Origin of the sequence: Paraburkholderia podalyriae, from assembly GCF_014397785.1 — a bacterium.
Classification (GTDB): domain Bacteria; phylum Pseudomonadota; class Gammaproteobacteria; order Burkholderiales; family Burkholderiaceae; genus Paraburkholderia; species Paraburkholderia podalyriae.
The window spans coordinates 130,614-152,820 of record NZ_VZQQ01000010.1; the positions used below are offsets into that span (position 1 = coordinate 130,614).

Below are 22,207 nucleotides of genomic sequence, written 5' to 3' on the forward strand. Positions count from 1 at the left end.
CAGCCACAAACAGGGAGAACAATCATGGCACGTCGTTACTTCGGAACGGACGGCATCCGAGGCAAGGTCGGCGAAGGCCCGATCACACCGGAATTCGTGTTGCGACTCGGCTACGCGGCAGGCAAGGTGCTCGCGGGCGCCGATCAGTGGGCCAAAACCGGCACCCGGCCGACAGTCCTGATCGGCAAGGATACGCGGGTGTCGGGCTACATGCTCGAAGCCGCGCTCGAATCGGGCTTTTCGGCGGCCGGCGTCGACGTGATGCTGGCCGGCCCGATGCCGACACCCGGCATCGCCTATCTGACGCGCGCGCTGCGGCTTGCCGCGGGCGTCGTGATCAGCGCGTCGCATAACCCATACTACGACAACGGAATCAAGTTCTTCTCGGCCGACGGCAACAAGCTGCCGGACGACGTCGAAGCGCAGATCGAAGAGCAGCTCGAGCTGCCGCTTGCGTGCGCGGCCTCCGAGCAACTGGGCAAGGCGCGTCGTCTCGACGACGCCGCTGGCCGCTACATCGAATTCTGCAAGAGCACGTTCCCGGCCGCGTACGACCTGCGCGGCATGAAGCTCGTCGTCGATTGCGCGCACGGCGCCGCCTACGACGTCGCGCCGCATGTGTTCCATGAGCTCGGCGCAGAAGTGATCCCGATCGGCGTCTCGCCGAACGGCTTCAACATCAACGACGGCGTCGGCGCGACCGCGCCTGATGCGCTGGTTCGCGCGGTGCGCGCGAACCACGCGGACCTCGGTATCGCACTCGATGGCGACGCCGACCGTCTGCAGGTCGTCGACGAATCCGGCCGTCTGTTTAATGGCGACGAGTTGTTGTACGTACTGGTCAAGGACCGTATCGCGACCGCCGGCCATGTAGAAGGAGCGGTCGGAACGCTGATGACCAACATGGCGGTGGAGGTCGCGCTGCAGAACGCCGGCGTTAAGTTCGTGCGCGCCGCGGTCGGCGACCGCTATGTGCTCGAACAGCTTCGCGAGCACGGTTGGCAACTCGGGGCGGAAGGCTCGGGCCACATTCTGTCGCTCGATCGCCATTCGACCGGCGACGGAATCGTCTCCGCGCTGCTCGTGCTCGCGGCGATGCAGCGCAGCAGCAAATCGCTCGCCGATCTGCTCGAGGGCGTCACACTGTTCCCGCAGAAGCTGATCAACGTGCGCATGAAGCCCGGCGCGGACTGGAAGGGCAGCGCGACGATTCGTAGCGCGATCAAGGTGGCCGAAGGCGCGCTCGACGGCCGCGGTCGTGTGCTGATCCGCGCTTCGGGCACCGAGCCGGTACTGCGCGTGATGGTGGAGGCGCAGAACCTCGCGGACGCGCTTCAACATTCGGAAGCGATCGCCGAAGCCGTGCGGGAAGCGACGGCCTGATCGGTTCCCGGGTTGACGGCGGGCGGTGGCGATCGCTTGCCGGCGCCTGCCTGATCGTCGCCATCAGGCCGGGCTTCCCCCCAAACCTCGGCTCGATCGCGAGCCCCGGCGAAACCTCACGCGCACCCGCCAAAACATCGACACGTCCCGCACAAAAATCCCTCTTCACGCAGCGCGCAAACGTTCGCGCCCCATCTTTTTCGCCTACCTTGAATAATGCGGCGCGACCTGCCTCGCGCCGGGCGCAATCAGTCCATCCCGGCACCTTTCACCCGGTAATATTACTGTCACATCCGATTCACGATCAGTCACGTTTTTGTCATAAAGAGACCCTAAGCTTCGCGGTGTTCGAGTTTCACGCTCACACCACACGCTCACACCCCCTTGGAGGTCTCATGAAATTGATGCAAACCGTGTTCGCTGGCGTCGCTGGCGCGCTCTTCGCAATCGCAGCGCAAGCCGCAGACATCACCGGCGCGGGCAGCACGTTCGCAGCACCGATCTACACGAAGTGGGCCGATGCTTATCAGAAGTCCGGCGGCGGCAAGGTTAACTATCAAGGTATCGGTTCGTCGGGCGGTGTGAAGCAGATCGTCGCGAAGACCGTCGATTTCGCCGGTTCGGACGCTCCGCTGAAGGACGACGAACTCGCCAAGGACGGCCTGTTCCAGTTCCCGACGGTGGTCGGCGGCGTGGTGCCGGCAGTCAATGTGCCGGGTGTGAAGCCGGGCGAACTGGTGCTGTCGGGTGAAGCGCTCGGCGACATCTACCTGGGCAAGATCAAGAAGTGGAACGACCCGGCAATCGCCGCGCTGAACCCGAAGGTCAAGCTGCCGGACCTGGACATCGCCGTGGTGCGTCGCGCTGACGGTTCGGGCACCAGTTTCATCTGGACGAACTATCTGTCGAAGGTCAACCCGGAATGGAAGACGAAGGTCGGTGAAGGTTCGACGGTCAACTGGCCGACCGGCACGGGCGGCAAGGGCAACGACGGCGTCGCCGCTTTCGTGCAGCGTCTGCCGGGCGCGATCGGCTATGTCGAATGGGCGTACGCGAAGCAGAACCACATGAACTACGTCGCGATGAAGAACGAAGCTGGTGCAGTGGTTGAGCCGCAGACCGAAACGTTCAAGGCAGCGGCTGCTGGCGCTGACTGGTCGAAGTCGTTCTACCAGATTCTGACGAACGAGCCGGGCAAGAACGCATGGCCGATCGTCGGCGCGACGTTCGTGCTGCTGCACACGACGCAGGACAAGGCACCGCAAGGCACGGAAACGCTGAAGTTCTTCGACTGGGCGTTCAAGAACGGCGGTCAGGCTGCGAACGATCTGGACTACATCTCGCTGCCGGAATCGGTCGTGTCGGAGATTCGCACGCAGTGGAAGCAGAAGGTGAAGGATTCGGCAGGCAAGACGCTCTCCGAGTAACGCGCGTAAGTGGGCGCGGTCGATCGGGACCGCGCCCTGTAGCACCCCGGCCGTCCTCGTGTGAGGACGGCCTGTGACTTTCAAGCGGCATGCGCCGCACGCATCACCGACCGCCCGACATGTGTCGTCCGGCAACTGGAAACAGGTCCCTCAGGCTCTCATGTCCGATATTCATTTTGCGTCCGGCACGAGCCGGGCCACTCCGCCTGGCAGCGGGTCGCAGCAGAAAGCGCCTGGCCGCTCCGGCGATGTGATCTTCGGTGGCCTCGCACGCCTTTCCGCCATCGTCACGCTGTTGCTGCTCGGCGGCATCATCGTATCGCTGATCATCTCATCGATGCCGTCGATTCGCGAGTTCGGTCTCGCGTTCCTGTGGACGCCGGTCTGGGATCCACCCAGCAAGCAATTTGGCGCGCTCGTGCCGATCTACGGCACCCTCGCGACGTCGATCATCGCTCTGATCATCGCGGTGCCTGTTAGCTTCGGCATCGCGCTATTCCTGACCGAACTGTCGCCCGCGTGGTTGCGCCGGCCGCTCGGCATCGCGATCGAACTGCTCGCCGCGATTCCGTCGATCGTATACGGCATGTGGGGTCTGCTCGTGTTCGCGCCGATCTTCGCGGTGTGGTTCCAGAAGCCGCTCGGCGCGGTGCTCGGCAGCATTCCGATCGTCGGCGCGCTGTTCGCGGGTCCGCCGATCGGCATCGGCATTCTGTGCGCGGGCGTGATCCTTGCGATCATGATCATCCCGTACATCGCGGCGGTGATGCGCGACGTGTTCGAAGTGACGCCGGTGCTGCTGAAGGAATCGGCGTACGGTATCGGCTGCACGACGTGGGAAGTGATGTGGAAGATCGTGCTGCCGTTCACGAAGAGCGGTGTGATCGGCGGCATCATGCTCGGCCTCGGCCGCGCGCTGGGTGAGACGATGGCGGTCACGTTCGTGATCGGCAATACCAATCTGCTCGACAATATTTCGCTGTTTTCGCCGGGCAACAGCATCACGTCGGCGCTCGCCAACGAGTTCGCGGAAGCGGACCCGGGCCTGCATACGTCGGCGCTGATGGAACTCGGCCTGATCCTGTTCGTGATTACATTCATCGTGCTGGCGATTTCGAAAGTCATGCTGCTGCGTCTCGAGAAAGGGGAGGGCGCGAAATGAGCGGGCCGTCTCTGAACATGCCAGGTCTGAAGGACCCCGCGACGCTCGAAACGATGCGCGTTCGTCTGCAAGGGCGCCGTCGCATGACCAACGCGTTAGCGCTGACGCTGTCGCTTGCTGCGATGGCGTTCGGCCTGCTGTGGCTCGTGTGGATCCTCTATACGACGCTGCGTCTCGGTATCGGCGGTCTGTCGGTCGAGCTGTTCACGCAGTCGACGCCGCCGCCGAATACCGACGGCGGCGGTCTCGCCAACGCGATCGTCGGCAGCCTGATGCTGGTCGCGCTCGCAACCTTCATCGGCACGCCGATCGGCATCATGGCGGGCGTGTATCTCGCCGAATACGGCCAGAAAGGCTGGCTCGCGAACATTACCCGCTTCATCAACGACATCCTGCTGTCGGCGCCGTCGATCGTCATCGGTCTGTTCGTCTACGCGCTCGTCGTCGCGAAGATGGGGCACTTCAGCGGCTGGGCCGGCGTGCTCGCGCTGGCGCTGCTGCAGATTCCGATCGTGATCCGCACCACCGAAAACATGCTGAAGCTCGTGCCGAGCGCGATGCGTGAAGCCGCGTTCGCGCTCGGCACGCCGAAGTGGAGGATGGTACTGTCGATCACGCTGAAGGCGTCGATCGCAGGTATCGTCACCGGTGTGCTGCTCGGGGTCGCGCGGATTGCCGGCGAAACCGCGCCGCTGCTCTTCACCGCGCTGTCGAACCAGTTTTTCTCGGTCGATATGGGCCAGCCGGTCGCGAACCTGCCGGTCACCATCTACAAGTTTGCGATGAGCCCGTTCGCGCAGTGGCAATCCCTCGCGTGGGCCGGTGTCTTCCTGATCACGCTCGCGGTGCTGGGACTGAACATCCTCGCGCGCACGATCTTCTCGAACAAGTAAGGGCGGAGTGAATCCGATGAACATGGCAGAAACCCAACTCAATCCGATCGGGCACGCAGCCGCGCCCGCGGGCTCCGACCCCGAAAGCAGCGCTCACGCACAAACGCCGTCGCGTCCGAAGATCGAGGTCAAGGACCTCAACTTCTTCTACGGCAAGTATCACGCGCTGAAGAACATCAATCTGCAGATTCCCGAAGGTAAGGTGACCGCGTTCATCGGCCCGTCGGGCTGCGGCAAGTCCACGCTGCTGCGTACCTTCAACAAGATGTACGCGCTCTACCCGGAGCAGCGCGCGGAAGGCGAAATCGTGATGGACGGCGAAAACCTGCTGACCACGCGCCAGGACATCTCGCTGCTGCGCGCGCGCATTGGCATGGTGTTCCAGAAACCGACGCCGTTCCCGATGTCGATCTACGACAACATCGCGTTCGGCGTGAAGATGTTCGAGAAGCTGTCGCGCTCGGAAATGGACGACCGCGTCGAATGGGCGCTGACGAAGGCGGCGCTGTGGAACGAAGTGAAGGACAAGCTCGGCCAGAGCGGCTATGGTTTGTCGGGTGGCCAGCAGCAGCGTCTGTGCATCGCGCGCGGTATCGCGATTCGCCCCGAAGTGCTGCTGCTCGACGAGCCGTGCTCGGCGCTCGACCCGATCTCGACGGGCCGCATCGAAGAGCTGATTGCTGAACTCAAGAGCGACTACACGGTCGTGATCGTCACGCACAACATGCAGCAGGCGGCCCGCTGTTCGGACTACACTGCCTATATGTACCTCGGCGAACTGATCGAATTCGGCGACACCGAAAAGATCTTCATCAAGCCGGTCCGCAAGGAAACCGAGGACTACATCACTGGCCGCTTCGGCTGATCCGCCGGGCAATACAACGGAGTACGACATGTCCGATAAACATCTGTCCAGCCAGTTCGACGCCGACCTGAACCTCGTTTCGTCGAAGGTGCTCGAAATGGGCGGCCTCGTCGAATCGCAGATCGTCAACGCGATGCAGGCACTCAACGAATTCGACCTCGACATCGCCGAGCAGGTGATCGTCGCCGAAGACCGTCTGAACAGGATGGAAGTCGAGATCGACGAAGAGTGCAGCAACATCATCGCGCGCCGTCAGCCGGCCGCGCGCGATCTGCGCTTGCTGATCGCGATCTCGAAGACCATCACGAACCTCGAGCGCGCCGGCGACGAGGCCGAAAAGATCGCGAAACGTACCAAGCGTCTGATGGAAGACGGTGCATCGCGCACGATCAACATCGCCGAGATCAAGCTGTCCGGCGAAATGGCCGTGTCGATCCTGCGTCGCGCGCTCGACGCGTTCGCGCGTCTCGACACGGTCGCCGCCGCGCAGATCGTGCGCGACGACAAGGCGATCGACGAGGAATTCCGCGCGTTCGTGCGCAAGCTGATTTCGTATATGACCGAAGATCCGCGTTCGATCTCGGTGGGCCTCGACTTCCTGTTCATCGCCAAGGCGATCGAGCGGATCGGCGACCACGCGAAGAACATCGCTGAATTCATCATTTACATCGTGAAGGGTACCGACGTGCGGCACCAGTCGCGCGACGCGCTCGAGCGCGAAGCGCTCAGCTAACCCAGAGATAAGGAACAGAGGTGCCGATGCCCAGCAGCATTCTCGTCATTGAAGATGAGCCCGCCATTTCCGAACTGATTTCGGTCAATCTTCAACACGCCGGGCATTGCCCGATTCGCGCGTACAACGCGGAGCAGGCGCACAACCTGATCAGCGACGTGCTGCCCGATCTCGTGCTGCTCGACTGGATGTTGCCGGGTAAATCGGGGATTTCGTTCGCCCGCGATCTGCGCAACAACGAGCGTACGAAGCATATTCCGATCATCATGCTGACCGCTCGCGGCGACGAGCAGGACAAGGTGCTCGGCCTCGAGATCGGCGCCGACGACTACGTGACGAAGCCGTTCTCGCCGAAGGAACTGATGGCGCGCATCAAGGCGGTGCTGCGCCGCCGCGCGCCGCAGTTGACCGAAGACGTCGTCGCGATCAACGGCCTGAAGCTCGATCCGGCCACGCACCGTGTCGCCGCGCATGCGGAAGGCAGCGAGATCAAGCTCGATCTCGGCCCGACCGAATTCCGTCTGCTGCACTTCTTCATGACGCACCCGGAGCGCGTGCACAGCCGCACGCAACTGCTCGACCAGGTGTGGGGCGATCACGTGTTCGTCGAGGAGCGTACCGTCGACGTGCATATCAAGCGCCTGCGCGCGGCTCTCAAGCCGGCGGGGTGCGATGCTATGATTGAAACGGTACGCGGCAGCGGCTACCGGCTGGCGAAGAGCGCCTGATAGCCGTCGGCGGCGCACTGCACAGCGTTGCGCTTTGCCGCCACACCTCCCTACTGCGCTGCATTTTTCTCTTCGTTCGCTAGACCATGAACATCATCTGGGCGCGCTCCATCGTGTCGGTCGTGCTGCTTGCTGTTCTGTGCGCGGTGGTCGGCGCACTGGTGAACGTCAAGGCTGGGCTCGCTCTCGCCATCGTCATGCTGCTCGCACAGAGCGCCTTCAGTACCTTCCACAAGCAGCGTCTGTGGCGTCTGCTCGATGCGCCGGTGTACGGCGAAGTGCCGAGCGCCCCCGGCATCTGGGGCGAAATCTACTACCGTCTGCACAAGCTCGCGAAGCGCTGGCACGCACAGGTGCGCCAGGTCGAGCAGCAGCATTCGCGTTTCATCCAGGCGATCCAGGCGTCGCCGAACGGTGTCGCGATGCTCGACGATCACGATCAGATCGAGTGGTGCAATGCGATTTCCGAAAGCCACTTCGGACTCGATGCGAAGCGCGATTTGCGTCAGCACATCACGCATCTGGTGCGTCAACCGGATTTCGTGCGCTATCTGAATTCGCATCGATACGAGGAAATGCTGATCATGCGCGGCATGGGCGCCAAGCGCCAGAACGTGCTGTCGGTGCAGGTGTTTCCTTATGGCGACAATCGCAAGCTGGTGCTGTCGCAGGACATCACCGAGCTCGAACGCACCGATGCGATGCGGCGTGACTTCGTCGCCAACGTGTCGCACGAATTGAAAACGCCGCTCACCGTGCTGTCCGGTTTTCTCGAGACGATGCGCGAGCTGCCGTTGGGCGAAGCCGAGCGCGCGCGTTACCTTGAGCTGATGGAGCAGCAGGCGTCGCGCATGCGTCATATCGTCAGCGATCTGCTCGTGCTCGCGAAGCTCGAAGGCGACAACAAGCCGCCGAGCGATCAGATGATCGACATGCGCGCGGTGTTGCGGCACCTGCGCGACGACGCTCAAAGCCTGTCCAGCGATCATCACAAGATCGTTCTCGATGCCGACGAGGCGCTGACCGTCACCGGCGTCGAAACCGAGATTTTCAGCGCGTTCGGCAATCTGGTGACGAACGCGATCCGCTATACGCCGGATGGCGGCTCGATCAAGGTGAGCTGGCGTGCGCAGGGCGGCCATGCGGTGTTCTCGGTCACCGATAGCGGGCTCGGCATTCCCGCCGCCGATATCCCGCGGCTCACGGAGCGCTTCTATCGCGTCGATCGCAGCCGTTCGCGCGACACGGGCGGCACCGGGCTCGGTCTCGCGATCGTCAAGCACGTGCTGCAACGGCACGATGCGCAACTCGAAGTGAAGAGCGAAGAAGGGCGCGGCAGCACCTTTACGGTGCGCTTTCCGGTGTATCGGACGGCGCGTTGTCAAACCGCGCAGGTTTGAACGCGGCACGCAAGCGACTACGAGCAGAACTTGCCGAGCAGACTCATCTGCGCATTGCGCGACGCCTTGCCCGGCCGGCGCCGGCGATAGTGACCGTCGCTTTGCATCAGCCAGGCCGACTGATTGTCGCCGAGAAACGCCGACAGCCCTTCCGCGATCACGCGCCGCTTCAGTCGCCGGTTGTTGACCGGGAATGCGACTTCGACGCGCCGGAACAGATTGCGATCCATCCAGTCGGCGCTCGATAGATAAACCTGCTCCTTGCCGCCATCGTAGAAGTAGTAGATGCGATGGTGTTCTAGAAAACGCCCGACGATCGAGCGCACCGTGATGTTCTCGGAGAGCCCTTGCACGCCGGGCTGCAGCGAGCACACGCCGCGCACGATCAGATCGATTTTCACGCCGGCCTGCGATGCTTCGTATAGCTCAGCGATCACCGTCGGTTCGAGCAGTGCGTTCATCTTCGCGACGATGCGCGCCTTCTTGCCCGCGCGCGCATGCTCGGCTTCCATGCGAATCGCTTCGACGAGCTTCGGATGCAGCGTGAACGGCGATTGCCACAGCTCGTGCAGCCTGAGCTCGCCGCCGATACCGGTCAGTTGCTGGAACACATGGTGCACGTCCTCACAGATCTCCTGCTCGGCGGTCAACAGACCGAAGTCGGTATAGAGGCGCGCGGTGCGCGGATGATAGTTGCCGGTGCCGAGGTGCACGTAGCGCTTGAGCGTCGACTTGCCGCCCGCCGACACGCGTCGCACGATCAGCATCATCTTCGCGTGGCACTTGTGGCCGACCACGCCGTAGACCACATGCGCGCCGACCGCTTCGAGCTGCGAGGCCCAGTTGATGTTGGTTTCCTCGTCGAAGCGCGCGAGCAACTCGACGACCACCGTCACTTCCTTGCCGTTGCGCGCGGCCTGCATCAGCGCATCCATCAACGGCGAGTCGGTGCCCGTGCGGTAGATGGTCTGCTTGATTGCGACCACGTTCGGGTCCTTGGCCGCCTGCAACAGCAGCTCGAGCACCGGCTGGAAGCTTTCGTATGGATGATGCAGCAGCACGTCGCCCTGATCGATCACGTCGAACATGCTCGCGCTGTTGGCGATCTGCGTCGGCGTCGACGGAATGTGCGGGACGAACTTCAGATCCGGCCGGTCGACCATCTCGGGCAGCTGCATCAGCCGCACCAGATTGACGGGGCCGTTCACGTAGTAGCAGTCCTTGTTCGACAGACCGCTTTCGTCGAGCAGGCGCCGTACTACGTGCGCGGGCGTTTCCGCCGACACTTCGAGCCGCACCGCATTGCCCAGATGCCGCGCCGGCAGTTCGCCCTGCAACGCAACGCGCAGATTGGTGATTTCGTCTTCGTCGACGAACAGTTCGCTATTGCGCGTGATGCGAAACTGATTGCAGCTGCGCACGACCAGACTCGGAAACAGCTCGCCGACAAAGTGTTGGAGCAGCGAGCTCAGCAGCACGAAGCCATGCGGATAGCCCGACAGTTCCTGCGGCATGCGCACGAGGCGCGGCAGCGCGCGCGGCGCCTGCACGATGCCCATCATCGCCTGACGGCCGAACGCATCCTTTCCCTCCAGCTCGACGACGAAGTTCAGGCTCTTGTTCAGCACGCGGGGAAACGGATGCGCGGGATCGAGACCGATGGGCGTCAACACCGGCAGCAGTTCGTCGAAGAAGTAGTTGCGCGCCCATTCGGTCTGCGCGTCGCTCCATGCCTCGGTGCCGTGGAAATAGATGCCTTCCTGTTCGAGCGCGCTGAGCACCGTGTCGTGCAGCATCGTGTACTGGCGATGCACGAGCTTCTGCGCACGTTCGACCACGAGGTCGTACACGTGCAGCAGCGACATGCCGTCGGGCGACAATGCGCCGGGGTTGTCGCGCATCTGTTCCTGAAGCCCGGCCATGCGGACTTCGAAGAATTCGTCGAGATTGCTACTGGTGATGCAGATAAAACGGAGGCGTTCGAGCAAGGGGACGGCGGGATCGGCGGCTTGCGCCAGCACGCGCTCGTTGAAACCCAGAATGCCCAGCTCGCGATTCAATAAGGGATAGCGGACGGACATCGGTGGCGAGATTGGAATGTCTGAAATGGAGACGGAAAGACGCTCGGAAATTCTCACGGTTTGATGACGTCCTGATGACATCGGCAGGGTTTCTAACATTTTATGCCGCAATCGTCTTCTGTCGTCAATATGACGCACCGTATATGCGACGATACGGGACTCTCTGCGCCGCGAGGTGACATAGTGAAGGCTGCTACGCTTAGAATGGCGTCTTTGAACAGTGCCGCCGGCCGCGACGCGCATCATGCGCAGAAGGCGCCGGGCAGGCGCGTGGCGCCGTCAGCGTCCGCCGCCCCCCCCCCCGGCCGCGGCCGCCGCGCTCGCGCGCATGGAGTACGCTTACCCGATGGCCAATACCCCCCAACTCCTCGCCGCCGTCGATCTCGGTTCGAACAGCTTCCGGCTGATCGTGGGCCGGGTCGAGGAAACCGACGCGGGCAGCCAGATCTATCAGGTCGACGCCTTGCGCGAGCCGGTGCGACTCGCGGCCGGGCTATCGAGCGACAAGATGCTCGATCGCGCATCGCAGGTGCGCGGCTGGGATGCGCTGAAGCGCTTCGGCGAGCGGCTGCGCGATTTTCATCCGGACCACGTGCGCGCGGTCGCGACCAATACGTTGCGCATCGCGAAGAACGCGGGCGAGTTTCTCGGCGAGGCGCAAGCCGCGCTCGGTTTTCCGATCGAAGTGATCGCGGGGCGCGAGGAAGCGCGTCTGATCTATGCAGGCGCCGCGCACTCAGTGCCGGCGAGCGCAGGCAAGCGGCTCGTCGTCGATATCGGCGGCGGCTCGACGGAATTCATCATCGGTTCGCACTACACGCCGATCATGATGGAGAGCCTGTACATCGGCTGCGTGAGCCATAGCCGCGCGTTTTTCCCAGCCGGCAACGTCGACGACTACACGATGCGCCAGGCGGAGCTTGCGGCGCGCCGCGAAATCCAGATCATTTCCGCCGAATACAAGAAGACGGGCTGGGAGCAGGCGATCGGCTCGTCGGGCACCGCGCGCGCGCTCGCCGAACTGGTCGAGGCGAACAATTTCAACGATGCGGGCGTCACCCACGGCATTTCGCGCGGCGGCCTCGAGCGGCTCAAGCGCGCGCTGATCAAGGCCGAAAACGTGAACCGGCTGAAACTGGTCGCGCTGAAGAGCGACCGCGTGCCGGTGCTCGCGGGCGGCCTGTCGATCATGATCGCGGTGTTCGACGAACTGGGCGTCGATTATGTCGACACCACCGACGGCGCGCTGCGCCTCGGCGTCATGTACGACCTGCTCGGCCGTTCGCAGCACGAGGACATGCGCACGGTGACGGTCGAGGGCTTCATGCGCCGCTATGGCGTCGATCGTCCGCAGGCGGCGCGTATCGGCGATCTGTCGACGAGCTTCTACGACCAGTTCGCCGAACCGGACGAAGAACGCCGCGCGGAAAATCGCATTTTCATCGGCTGGGCGGCCTCGCTGCATGAAATCGGGCTGTCGATCTCCCATAGCGCATATCACAAGCATTCGGCGTATATCGCAAGCAACGCCGACATGCCGGGCTTTTCACGCACCGATCAGGCGCGCCTCGCCGCGCTCGTGCTCGGCCATGCGGGCAAGCTCGGCAAGCTGTCGCAGACGCGCGACGTCGAATGGCCGCTGCTGTTCTGCCTGCGGCTCGCGGCGTTGCTGTCTCGCCGACGCGCGGACGTCGGTCTGCCGGGCATCGCGGTTGCTCGGGCGAACGGCGGCTACGAGGTGCGTCTGCCGAACGAATGGGTGGCCAACAATCCGTTGACGGACTACAGCCTGATCCAGGAAGCGGCGGAGTGGGAAAAAGTCGGGATTCCGTATCGTGTCGTTTATACGGACGACTGATGCGCTGCAGATCGACCCGCGCTGCGATTTGCAGCGTGCGCATGAACGGAAAAGGCCCTGCAAAAGCAGGGCTTTTTCGTTTTCCGGCGGCGCGGTTTAGCGCGGCAGCGCATCGCCGAGGAAGTGACGCGCGTACCGCGCGTTGATATCGGACAGCCGGAACAGCGTCAGGAAGTCAGCGGTATTGAAGTCGGGGTCCCAAGCCGGTGCGCCGCAAATCTTCGCACCGAGACGCAGATAGCCCTTCACTAGCGGCGGCGGCGCGACAGCGGCGCCGGTCTGCAGTTCGTCGACAGGCAGCGGCGTATGCGGGAACGCGCGATATTCGGGCGCGGTCAGCGCGTTGTCGCGCAGCGAGCAATACAGGTTCGCCGCATAGTGGCCGCCATCGGCCATCGCGACGCTCGCGCAGCCGAGCATCGTCTCGTAGCCGTTGTGCTTCATATACGCGGCGAGCCCCGCCCACAGCGACATGATCACCGAGCCGCTGCGATAGTCAGGATGCACGCACGAGCGGCCCACCTCGACCATCTTCGCGCGCAGATGCGTGAGACGCGACACGTCGAACTCGCTTTCCGCATACAGACGGCCGATGCGTGCGGCCTGATGCGGCGGCAGCGCGCGATAGGTGCCGACTACTTTTAGCGTGTCGAGATCGCGCACCAGCAAATGATCGCAGTAGGAATCGAATGCATCGACATCGAGGCCGGCGGGGCCGCTGAGGCGTGCGCCCATTTCGTCGGCGAAGACGCGGTAGCGCAGACGCTGCGCTTCACGCAGCTCTTCGTCGGTACGCGCCCACGACACTTGCAGGCGATGTTGCGCGGTGACCGTTTCCTCGGCGCGCGGCAGACGGCGCGGTTCGAAAAGCGTGGCGAAGGGCAGGGTGGGCGTCGGCAGTTCTCGCATTGGCTGTCCAGGTCGAAAAGAGTGAGGATTTCTTTTTCGCCAATGTAGTAACGCGGGGTGACGCTCGCGTGGCAAAGCCGTGACGATTGGATGACTACCTGTAAGCCCTCGCGTGTGTGCCTGTCATGTCGGGTGCGCTGCGCGACGCGCGCGGGTCAGATCAGATCCGGACTGATGGCGGCGCGCAACACCGCCTGTTGTTCGCCGTCGCGCTCGCGGCTCTCGATCCACCAGATGCCGGCTTTTTTCAGCGGCCAGCTTGCACGGCTGTCGCCGAGCAGTTGCGCGGCGACGTGGCCGAGCGTCGGTTGGTGACCGACGATCACCACCGTCTGCGCGATGCCGCCGGGCCAGCCGGCCGCTTCGAGGACGTCGTTCGCGCTTGCGTTCGGCGCGAGCTCGCGCACGACGCGATACTGGTCGCTCAACGTCTCGGCGGTCTGGATCGTGCGCACGGCGGGGCTCGCGAGGACGACCGCGTCGTCGGGCAGACGGGCGCGCAGCCATTTCGCGGCGTTCTGCGCCTGCTTGCGGCCGCGCGTGGTGAGTGCGCGGGAGAGATCGCTCGCGGCGACATCTTCGGCTTCGGCGTGACGCCAGAGGATCAGGTCCATGGGAGTCTCCTTTTTAAGCGGCTTGGGATGCCGTTGCGGCGGGTTTGCGTTCGGTTTTGCACGTCCTCGGAGTGAGGTGCGTGCGCAATCACTGTCGCATGCGCGCGTGATGAAGTGCAAGGCGAGTGCCTGACGGACGTCGGCGTTTGAGCTAACCTGGGCCAAAAAGCAAAAAACCCGCGAAGCCGGTGGCTTCGCGGGTTTCCTGTTGCTTTTCGTGGTCGGAGCGATAGGATTCGAACCTACGACCCTCTGATCCCAAATCAGATGCGCTACCAGGCTGCGCTACGCTCCGACGAATCCGGGAGTATAGGGGGTTCGGACAGGAGCGTCAATCCGTGAGCGGGGCGAATCGTGCCGGCAACGAAATTTACTGCAGTGGGCTCGCGGTGGGCTCGGGGTGGCCTATATGCGCCCCAACAACAGCAGAACGATCACGATGATCAGCACGACGCCGATGAGCCCAGTCGGCCGATAGCCCCAGCCGCTGCTATACGGCCAGCTTGGCAACGCACCGATCAGCAGCAGGACGAGCACGATTAGCAGGATGGTTCCGACGGTCATGGCGTTCTCCTTTTTGAGGGGGCCGCGAAATCGCTGGCCGCATCGTCACGCTGGTTTGGCGCCTGTGCGCCGCGGCAATCGACGCGCGGGTCGCGCGCCGCTTGCTGGATCTGAGTCAGCAAAGCATGTGCCTATCAGAGCGTGGCGCGGCGAAGCGTCGTCGTTGGATCTGTGCGTAGAAAGGGAATTGGAAAGGCATTGCGCCCGTCCAGCGCATAGCGAGCCGCGCGGCGCGCGCATGCGCCGCAACAGCGGCCATCGCGTCACCGAGCGGGCGCGCAACTGAGGCACCGTAACATGCCGGTGCCGCGACTAGAGGTCATTAAGTCCGGCTGAAAGATCACCCGGATCAATGCCGTGGACGCCTCCAATGCGGCATATGCAGATGCTGATGCGTCCAGTGATGCAGCATGCCCTCGCCATCGTGTTCACGCCGGTAGGTTCGCGATTCGAAAATCGACAACGCCAACAGCACGAACAGGCCTATTGCGAGCCCGATCAGGCCCGCGATCGATTCACCGTCCATGGCAGTCTCCCGGTAGGTCCAGCCATGAACCCATAGTAGCTCAGCTCCGGCGAAATCTCACGAAATGGAAACCGCGAGGCGCAAGCGCGCGTGATGGCGTCGCGGAACGCTCTTTGCGGGTAGACTCTCGGCGCGCCGGCGGACGTCCGTCCGCCATCCTTGTCCCGGAGACGATTGCAAAATGACCCGCGTTCTGACTCTTGCGTTGCTGTTGTGCGCCGGCGTTGCCGGCTGTGCCGGCAATCCGTCCGCGCATCGCGGCAACCCGCCACGCGATCCCGCCGACTATCACGGCGTGCCCACCGACGATCGGCCGCCCGCGATGGTGCCGGCACCCGTCGTACAGTGAGCGCTGTTTCAGCGAAGAGCGAGGAGCGCAGCCTGTGATGACGCCGTGCCGCGCAAGCGCCTGCCACGTGCAAACGCCGATGAAGTGACAACCACCGGGAAAGGGCGGGGGTGGGAAGGCGAAGCACCGGCGCGGGCACGCCGGCGCTTCTGACCCGCGCCGACTGTTCGCGCGGGGAGCACGGGCTAACAGGATTTTAGGACGCGCTCGTTATGCGATATGTATGCGCTTGTTTCAAGCCGTAACGGCCTGTCGTTCGGCGAACGGCCAACGAAGCGCTGCGCACCGCGCTAAGCGGCCGCAATCCCTCGCGACAGCCCCGGCAAATAACGCGCGAGCGTCATGCCGCGCGTAGCCATGAAGATCAGCAGCGCGATCCACAGCCCATGATTGCCGTGCAACGCGAGCAATGCCGATGAGGCCGCCACGAACACCGCAAGCGACACCACCATCGCCGTCATCAGCTCGCGCGTGCGCGTCGCGCCGATAAACACGCCGTCCAGCAGGAAGCCCCACACCGAGATCACTGGCGACAGCGCCGCCCACGGCAGATAGGTCTCGGCCGCGGCCCGTACCGCGGCCTGATCGGTCAGCCGCTCGATGATCCACGCGCCCGCGCCCCAGTACACGAACGAGAACCCGATCGCGCCGAGCGCCGACCACAGCGCGGTGACCGTGACCGCCTGTGCGAACGCGTGACGATCGCGCGCGCCGATCGCCGCGCCGACCAGCGCCTCGGCCGCGTGCGCGAAGCCGTCGAGCCCGTACGCCATGAAGGTCTGGAAATTGAGCAGTAACGCGTTCGCGGCGAGCGTCGCGTCGCCTTGGCGCGCGCCGAGATGCGCGAACCAGCCGAACGACGACAGCAGGCACAGCGTGCGCACGAAGATGTCGCGATTCAGCACGACGAGCCGCTTCAGCGCGGCGGCATCGAACAAGGCGGCGCGATTCAGCGCGGGCAGGCCGCGCGGCCTGCCGTGCCATAACAGGGCGAGGCCGAGCACGAAGCCGAGCGCATCGGCGGTCGCGGTGGCCGCGCCGATGCCGGCCACACCCCAATGAAACGCATACACGTACAGCAGCACCGCGACGATGTTCACGCTGTTGATGAACACCTGCGATAGCAACGCTAGCCGCACCCGCTGCGTGCCGAGCAGCCAGCCGAGCACCACGTAGTTGCCGAGCGCGAGCGGCGCCGCCCAGATGCGCGCGTGGCAATAAACCTGCGCGTGCCGCTGCACCGCGTCGCTGCCGCCGATCGCCCGCAGCGCGGAGTCGATCAGCGGTTGCTGCACGAGTAGCACCAGCGCGCCGATCGCGGCCGTCATCAGCAGTGCACGCACGACGGTGTTGCGCAGCTCGTCGCTATGGGCCGCGCCGTGCGCTTGCGCGACGAGGCCGGTCGTGCCCATGCGCAGGAAGCCGAAGCCCCAGAACACGAAGTTGAAGAAGAGCCCGCCGAGCGCGACGCCGCCGAGGTACGAGGCACCGTCCAGATGACCGGCGACGGCGGTATCGACCGCGCCGAGGATCGGCTGCGTCAGATTCGCGAGGACGATCGGGAACGCGAGCACGAGCACCCGGCGATGCCAGTGCACCGGCAGCCCGGGTGCGCTGGCTGAGTGCGCGGCCGCTTCGGGCGTCCCGGCTTCGGGCGTCCCGGCCTCGGGCGTCCCGGCCTCGGGCGCGGCATCGCTCAAGAGCGCTCCTGCACGCAGACCCACGGCGAGACGACGACCGCCCACAGCTCGGGGTCGCGCGCAGCGAAATCGGCGGCCGTCTGCGACTGCACGCGCTCGACCAGGCCGGCCGACAACCATTGCGCGACCTGGGTGGTGTCGTCGTTGGCGATCGCTTCGGCGACGCTGACGAGATCGAGATCGCGCGCGACGCGCAGCAGTATGCCGCGCGCGAAGAAACGTTCGAGTTCGCTCCAGCCGATCCTGGCGGTTTCGCCGAGCAGCTTCGCGTACAGGGGGCTTTGGGAGGCGTCGTGGGAAGTCATCATAGGCGGGGTCGGACGGGCCGTCACTATAAACTATTGGCGCTGACCGCCGGGCCGCGCGGCGAGCATGGGGCAACGCGCCGGGCGGTCTTTTGCGCATCATCGGACCAGCTCGGATTCTGAACCTGGATGGCGGCGGATTCAACGACGCGGGCACGCGAGCCGTGCAGCACACGACCGCGACCATTAATCGTCCGAATATTCATGGCTAAACGCACTTTGAATGCGATTTCAGGATTTTCCACGGAATTGTCGATGTCAAATGTTTCATAATTCGCGAATTTGTTGTGAAGCGATATCGAAGCTTATTCAGAGGCGTTGCCGTGACTAATCGATGCGTTACGTGCGTTTCCGCACCAAGTTAATATTCGCAACCAAAAGCGGCTTTATCAAGAAATGAGTTAGTGTTATTCGGCCAGACCGCTTTCCTCTGCTGTTTTCGCGGAACTTTCCACCGATCCCCAAGAACATTAGCTGGTGCGAGGCTCGCACATTCCAGTTTCCATGAATTAGCGGCTTGAGTATTTCATCTGCGGCGCATTAGGCCGGTCTCATTCCGACATTTCCGATTCACGGATTGCGGAATCCGTACGCCGTGTAACGTTGACCGCAAAATTAATGGATTGCACTTGTAAATGCGGATTGTTAGATTCCGTTCTGGCGCATGGTGAACCGGTCCTTTGCCGATATGCGCCGAACCCCCGTTAGCCCGGCCCTCGTGCCGGGCTTTTTTTTGAATGGATTTACATGGATGTTTAATCTGCCCAACGATCTTCACCGTGAATTCACATACGCGGCCGATGATGGCGGATTACTTTTTCGGCGCGGGCTCATGACCGGGGTGATCGTCTTTGTCGGCGTGTGGGTGATCGCGCTCGCGTTGCTGCTGCGCTTCGCCGCGCGCATCGGTCCGCGCTCGGGGCGCTTGCGACGCCGCTAACCGGCGACGCTATCCGGCCGGGCAGCCGCGCGGCGCTGCCGTCTTTATTGCCTGCAGCGAATCACCATCGAGCGATTTTTCACATTCGCGCCGAAGATCCCGCCGATTGTGCCGCCCGACGTCGCGCCGTTATCGACGTCTTTCGAAACCACGTCATATCCATAGTTGCCGCAGGCTTCGCCCGCGCGCTTGTAGCACTCGGCCCAGCTCGTGCCGGCGTCGCTGCCGCTGCAGTTGATCGCGAAGCCGGTGTCGCCGCTCGGCAGATAAGTCATCGTGGTCGTGGTCGAGCAGCCGCCGAGGCCGCCGAGCGTCAGCAGGCCAAGACCAATCATTGCAGTCGTCGCGACGCGCGCCAATGGGCTTTTCATTTCAGATTCCTTGCAAATAACGGAAGGGGCGTGGCACGCAGCCACGCCGCTTCGGAGTGAGGGTTTATAGCACGGCGGGCTCCCGCGTCCGCGCCGCTTAGCGCGGCGGCAGTTCCTTTGACGGATCGATCGAGCGGCCCTGGTAGCGCAGCTCGAAATGCAGCATCACGCGATCGGTATCGCTGTCACCCATTTCGGCGATTTTCTGGCCGCGCTGAACCGATTCGCCTTCCTTCACTAACAGGGCGCGGTTATGCGCGTAGGCGGTCAGGTAGTCGGCGTTGTGCTTGAGGATCAGCAGATTACCGTAGCCGCGCAGGCCGTTGCCCGCATAGACGACGGTTCCGGGCGCCGCCGCGACGATGGGCGTGCCGGCCGCCGCGGAAATATCGATGCCCTTCGAGTTGCCGCCGTCGAAACGGCGGAACACGGTGCCATCGGCCGGCCATACCAGCGAGATTGGCGCGGGCGCGGTGGCCGGCGCGGAGTCGGCGGGCGCAGCACGCGACGCAGCGGGTGCGCTCGCGCTGCCACTGCCGCCACCGCTGCGGATCGCGCCGCTGGTGGACGCCGCGCCGCCCGGCGGCGCGACACGCAGCACCTGGCCGACTTCGATGCTGTCGGGATTGGTCAGGTTGTTCCAGCGCGCGATGTTCTGCACCGATTGCCGGTTGCCGCGCGCGATTTTCGATAGCGTGTCGCCCCGTTCGACCCGGTAGTAGCCCGGCCCCACCGGCGCCGACCCGCACGCGGTGAGCAGCGCGAGCAACGCCGCGCAGCCGAGTCGTTTGATTCTTGTCGTTTCCAGCATTGGACCCCGCGAAGCGCTGCCGCGCGCCGATCCCGATCACGCGGCATAGTCAGACAAAGCGTTCGATTCTAACGGTTTTGTGTTGCGCCCCACCGGCGAGGGGGGCGAGGCGGCGGCGGGCGCGACCGCTTCGAACGGTTCGCCGCCGGCGTCGGCGTGTCAGCCGGTCTTCTCGACAGTCATGCGCAGTGCCCCCGTTTCGGTCTGGCCCGGTTCGAGCCAGCGCAAACCTTGGCCGTTATGGATCGCATCGGGCAGCCCGAGCCACGGCTCCACGCAGTAAAAGTCCGACTGCGGCGTTTCGGTCCACGTCGTCACCGCGTACCAGGGCACCGAGCCGGGCCGCTGCAAATCGATCGTGATCACGCGATGGATGCCCGGCGCCTCGACCCGTACCGGTCGGTCGGGGGTGCCGGTCAGGCAATGGAAGCGGTCGTGGATGCGGTCTTCGTCGAGCGTGTAGCTCGCTTCGCCCGGCTCGGCGGGGCTGATCGAGCCGTCATCGAGCTGACGGCACCGCTCGGTGCGCGGCAGCTCGATCGTCGTCCGCGCGCGCTGCGTATGCGGCAGCGTGAAGTAAAAATGATGACCGGCGTAGTAGGGCAGCCGCGTGTCGCCGGTATTGGTGGTGGTGAGCGTCACTTCGAGCGTGCGCGGATCGATCAGCGCGTAGGCGGCCTCGAAGCGGAAGCCGAACGGATAGAAGCCGCGGGTCGTTTCGCTGTCGGTCAGGACCATGCGCAGGCCGGCGCCATGCACGTCGGCGTGGGGCTCGAACGGCAGGTCGCGCGCGAAGCCGTGCATCGGCAGCTCGCGCACGGTGCCCTGCGCGTCACGCCAATAGCCGATCTTGCCGTCGACGCGATGACGGCCGAGAAACGGAAACAGCAGCGGATTGCCGCCGCGAATCCGCGCGGGCACGCTCCAGTCGGCGCGCTCGGGCCAGTGAATCACCTCTTCGCCGTCGATCGTCCACGACAGCAGACGGCCGCCGGCCTGCGGCGAAAAACGGAGCACGGAGGCGTCCTGGGCGATCTCGAGAATGTCCTGTTCCGGGGAGAGAGGCATGGTCAATGGGTAGCCAGATAAAGGTTGAGGGTCGCGCAAAGGGGACGTGCGCGTGGGCCGCCCGGTCTGCATCGAAGCGGCGTTTCGCGCCACTCGCGCCGACCGCGTCGCGGGCGGCGAAACCGCGATTTTGCGCTGCTTTGCGCTACGGGGAAACCCTTCCCGGGAAATTGCGGGTGTCGGAAAAGGGCGAATCCTATTGATAATCCGCCTGAGCGTCCGGTCCATTCGACTCCCGGGCGAATCGGCTCAGGAGGCATCATGGATCTCGCAACGGCAATGGCGGTCGCCTTGTTCGGCATATTCACGGCCAGCACGTACTACTTCTTCCACTCGCTCAAACGCTGATCCCGCTGGTTTCATTCTCTGTTTCACAGCGCGCGCGACGAATCCGCCGCCCCGCTTTCTTGCTCCCGCGTAACAACGGTGTCGAGTTGTGACGCGGCGCGTCAATATTTCCCCGAATGTGGCCTAACCCGCTTGGCGCTGACTTTGCAGCCAGGCATAATCGGTGCGCCTTGACGCGCCGGCTTCGGTTTTTGTGCGGCGCGCAGTCCCCGACACTTTCCTTACAAGGACCGCCGCGTGAACCTGTCGTTTCTCATTTTTCTGAGTGTGCTGCAAGGCGTTACCGAACTGTTTCCGGTAAGCAGCCTCGGCCACACGCTGCTCGTGCCCGCGCTGTTCGGCATGCATATCGATAAGCATGCGCCGCAACTGCTGCCGTTCCTCGTCGCCCTGCATCTGGGCACCGCGTTCGCGCTGCTGTGGTACTTCCGCGAGCGCTGGTACGCGCTGGTGCGTGGTTTCTTCGCATCGCTCGGCGGTCGCCGCAACGACGACGGCCACATGATGTGGGCGCTGATCATCGGTACGATACCGGCGGGTCTCGTCGGTCTCGTGCTGGAAAAACGCCTCGAGGCGCTTTTTCACGATCTGCGGATCGTCGCGATTGCGTTGATCGTCAACGGCGCGCTGCTGTGGTTCGGCGATCGCCTGCAGCGCGCGCGCGCGCATCGGGCGCCGGAAAAGCTGACGTTCCGCCAGGCGTTCTTCGTCGGCCTCGCGCAAGTCGGCGCATTGATTCCGGGGTTCTCGCGCAGCGGCCTGACGATGATCGCTGGCAACGCGGCCGGCCTCACCACCGAGAAAGCCGCCGAGTTTTCGTTCCTGCTCGGCACGCCGATCATTTTCGCGGCCGGCGTGCTCGAAGTGCCGAAGCTGCTTCACGCGCCGAGCCAGCTCGTCGACGCGGTGCTCGGCGGCGTGCTGACCGCGATCGCGGCGTACCTGAGCGTGCGTTTCCTGATGCGCTATTTCGAAGGCCGCGGACGTCTCGCGTCGTTCGGCGCGTACTGCGCGATTGCGGGGATCCTGTTCCTCGGCTGGTTCCTGCTGCATCCGCAGCCGGTCTGAGCGCGCTGGGCGATCGGTTATAATCCGGGCCCGCCTGGTTGCAGGTCAGTTAGAATTTCAGTTTGTAGGAAATCGGGCGGCTCGTCGCGAGTGCCGGTTTCATG

General features: G+C 63.9%; 23 protein-coding genes and 1 tRNA gene. 12 read left to right on the forward strand and 12 right to left on the reverse strand.

Annotation, left to right across the window (positions count from 1 at the left end; genetic code table 11):
• Window positions 1-24 precede the first annotated feature (24 nt).
• From glmM to phoR, 8 genes are all read left to right on the forward strand, one after another.
• Window positions 25-1,383, forward strand: coding sequence for a phosphoglucosamine mutase (glmM, locus tag F6X42_RS14305; protein WP_187634849.1), 1,359 nt, complete (start codon window positions 25-27; stop codon window positions 1,381-1,383).
• Between the two features lie 395 nt (window positions 1,384-1,778).
• Complete coding sequence (gene pstS / locus F6X42_RS14310) at window positions 1,779-2,810, forward strand: phosphate ABC transporter substrate-binding protein PstS (protein WP_187634850.1); 1,032 nt, start codon at window positions 1,779-1,781, stop codon at window positions 2,808-2,810.
• Window positions 2,811-2,970: 160 nt separating this feature from the next.
• Window positions 2,971-3,972, forward strand: a complete 1,002-nt coding sequence (pstC, locus tag F6X42_RS14315; protein ID WP_187634851.1) for a phosphate ABC transporter permease PstC — start codon at window positions 2,971-2,973, stop codon at window positions 3,970-3,972.
• Window positions 3,969-4,865, forward strand: coding sequence for a phosphate ABC transporter permease PstA (pstA, locus tag F6X42_RS14320; protein ID WP_187634852.1), 897 nt, complete (start codon window positions 3,969-3,971; stop codon window positions 4,863-4,865). The genes pstC and pstA overlap by 4 nt, the downstream gene beginning before the upstream one ends.
• A gap of 22 nt (window positions 4,866-4,887) precedes the next feature.
• On the forward strand, window positions 4,888-5,730 hold the full coding sequence (gene pstB / locus F6X42_RS14325) for a phosphate ABC transporter ATP-binding protein PstB (RefSeq protein ID WP_376776370.1): 843 nt from the start codon (window positions 4,888-4,890) through the stop codon (window positions 5,728-5,730).
• A 28-nt stretch (window positions 5,731-5,758) separates the two neighbouring features.
• Window positions 5,759-6,463 (forward strand): phosphate signaling complex protein PhoU, encoded by a 705-nt coding sequence (gene phoU, locus F6X42_RS14330; RefSeq protein WP_187634854.1) that lies wholly within the window; start codon window positions 5,759-5,761, stop codon window positions 6,461-6,463.
• Window positions 6,464-6,489: 26 nt separating this feature from the next.
• Window positions 6,490-7,191 carry a phosphate regulon transcriptional regulator PhoB gene (gene phoB, locus F6X42_RS14335; RefSeq protein ID WP_008922879.1) on the forward strand — a complete coding sequence of 234 codons (702 nt, stop codon included), beginning with the start codon at window positions 6,490-6,492 and terminating at the stop codon, window positions 7,189-7,191.
• 86 nt (window positions 7,192-7,277) lie between these two features.
• A complete protein-coding gene (gene phoR, locus F6X42_RS14340; protein WP_187634855.1) occupies window positions 7,278-8,591 on the forward strand; it encodes a phosphate regulon sensor histidine kinase PhoR in 1,314 nt (437 codons plus the stop codon).
• Window positions 8,592-8,608: 17 nt separating this feature from the next.
• Here the strand turns inward: phoR and ppk1 are convergent, their stop codons facing one another.
• Window positions 8,609-10,672 carry a polyphosphate kinase 1 gene (ppk1, locus tag F6X42_RS14345; protein WP_187634959.1) on the reverse strand — a complete coding sequence of 688 codons (2,064 nt, stop codon included), beginning with the start codon at window positions 10,670-10,672 and terminating at the stop codon, window positions 8,609-8,611.
• 346 nt (window positions 10,673-11,018) lie between these two features.
• On the opposite strand from ppk1, the gene ppx reads away from it, so the two are divergent.
• Complete coding sequence (ppx, locus tag F6X42_RS14350; protein ID WP_187634856.1) at window positions 11,019-12,530, forward strand: exopolyphosphatase; 1,512 nt, start codon at window positions 11,019-11,021, stop codon at window positions 12,528-12,530.
• Window positions 12,531-12,626: 96 nt separating this feature from the next.
• Here ppx and F6X42_RS14355 read toward each other — a convergent pair whose 3' ends face one another.
• The 5 genes from F6X42_RS14355 to F6X42_RS14375 all read right to left on the reverse strand — a co-directional run bounded on the left by F6X42_RS14355 (window position 12,627) and on the right by F6X42_RS14375 (window position 15,143).
• The gene (locus F6X42_RS14355) at window positions 12,627-13,439 is read right to left on the reverse strand and encodes a GNAT family N-acetyltransferase (RefSeq protein ID WP_187634857.1); all 813 of its coding nucleotides are present in this window, start codon (window positions 13,437-13,439) and stop codon (window positions 12,627-12,629) included.
• A 155-nt stretch (window positions 13,440-13,594) separates the two neighbouring features.
• Complete coding sequence (locus tag F6X42_RS14360) at window positions 13,595-14,053, reverse strand: SixA phosphatase family protein (RefSeq protein WP_187634858.1); 459 nt, start codon at window positions 14,051-14,053, stop codon at window positions 13,595-13,597.
• Between the two features lie 218 nt (window positions 14,054-14,271).
• Window positions 14,272-14,348: transfer RNA gene (locus F6X42_RS14365), tRNA-Pro, on the reverse strand.
• 110 nt (window positions 14,349-14,458) lie between these two features.
• Window positions 14,459-14,617: a DUF3309 family protein gene (locus F6X42_RS14370; protein ID WP_187634859.1), complete on the reverse strand. Its 159-nt coding sequence runs from the start codon at window positions 14,615-14,617 to the stop codon at window positions 14,459-14,461.
• A 349-nt stretch (window positions 14,618-14,966) separates the two neighbouring features.
• Window positions 14,967-15,143: a hypothetical protein gene (locus F6X42_RS14375; protein WP_187634860.1), complete on the reverse strand. Its 177-nt coding sequence runs from the start codon at window positions 15,141-15,143 to the stop codon at window positions 14,967-14,969.
• A gap of 181 nt (window positions 15,144-15,324) precedes the next feature.
• Here F6X42_RS14375 and F6X42_RS14380 point away from each other — a divergent pair, with 181 nt between their 5' ends.
• The gene (locus tag F6X42_RS14380; protein WP_187634861.1) at window positions 15,325-15,492 is read left to right on the forward strand and encodes a hypothetical protein; all 168 of its coding nucleotides are present in this window, start codon (window positions 15,325-15,327) and stop codon (window positions 15,490-15,492) included.
• A gap of 290 nt (window positions 15,493-15,782) precedes the next feature.
• Here the strand turns inward: F6X42_RS14380 and F6X42_RS14385 are convergent, their stop codons facing one another.
• From F6X42_RS14385 to F6X42_RS14395, 3 genes are read right to left on the reverse strand one after another with little or no spacing between them, the layout of a single operon-like run.
• Complete coding sequence (locus tag F6X42_RS14385) at window positions 15,783-17,192, reverse strand: MATE family efflux transporter (RefSeq protein ID WP_376776367.1); 1,410 nt, start codon at window positions 17,190-17,192, stop codon at window positions 15,783-15,785.
• Window positions 17,189-17,497 carry a DUF2288 domain-containing protein gene (locus F6X42_RS14390; RefSeq protein WP_187634961.1) on the reverse strand — a complete coding sequence of 103 codons (309 nt, stop codon included), beginning with the start codon at window positions 17,495-17,497 and terminating at the stop codon, window positions 17,189-17,191. The genes F6X42_RS14385 and F6X42_RS14390 overlap by 4 nt, the downstream gene beginning before the upstream one ends.
• Window positions 17,498-17,523: 26 nt before the next feature.
• Window positions 17,524-17,742, reverse strand: a complete 219-nt coding sequence (locus tag F6X42_RS14395) for a hypothetical protein (protein WP_187634862.1) — start codon at window positions 17,740-17,742, stop codon at window positions 17,524-17,526.
• Between the two features lie 419 nt (window positions 17,743-18,161).
• Here F6X42_RS14395 and F6X42_RS14400 point away from each other — a divergent pair, with 419 nt between their 5' ends.
• Window positions 18,162-18,437 (forward strand): hypothetical protein, encoded by a 276-nt coding sequence (locus F6X42_RS14400; protein WP_187634966.1) that lies wholly within the window; start codon window positions 18,162-18,164, stop codon window positions 18,435-18,437.
• Between the two features lie 44 nt (window positions 18,438-18,481).
• Here the strand turns inward: F6X42_RS14400 and F6X42_RS14405 are convergent, their stop codons facing one another.
• The 3 genes from F6X42_RS14405 to F6X42_RS14415 form a co-directional block, all read right to left on the reverse strand.
• A complete protein-coding gene (locus F6X42_RS14405; protein ID WP_187634863.1) occupies window positions 18,482-18,808 on the reverse strand; it encodes a hypothetical protein in 327 nt (108 codons plus the stop codon).
• 97 nt (window positions 18,809-18,905) lie between these two features.
• Window positions 18,906-19,619, reverse strand: a complete 714-nt coding sequence (locus tag F6X42_RS14410; RefSeq protein WP_187634864.1) for a peptidoglycan DD-metalloendopeptidase family protein — start codon at window positions 19,617-19,619, stop codon at window positions 18,906-18,908.
• A 159-nt stretch (window positions 19,620-19,778) separates the two neighbouring features.
• A complete protein-coding gene (locus F6X42_RS14415; RefSeq protein WP_187634865.1) occupies window positions 19,779-20,687 on the reverse strand; it encodes an aldose epimerase family protein in 909 nt (302 codons plus the stop codon).
• Window positions 20,688-21,272: 585 nt separating this feature from the next.
• Between F6X42_RS14415 and F6X42_RS14420 the strand changes: the two genes are divergently transcribed.
• Window positions 21,273-22,103 (forward strand): undecaprenyl-diphosphate phosphatase, encoded by an 831-nt coding sequence (locus F6X42_RS14420; protein WP_187634866.1) that lies wholly within the window; start codon window positions 21,273-21,275, stop codon window positions 22,101-22,103.
• Window positions 22,104-22,207: the final 104 nt, after the last annotated feature.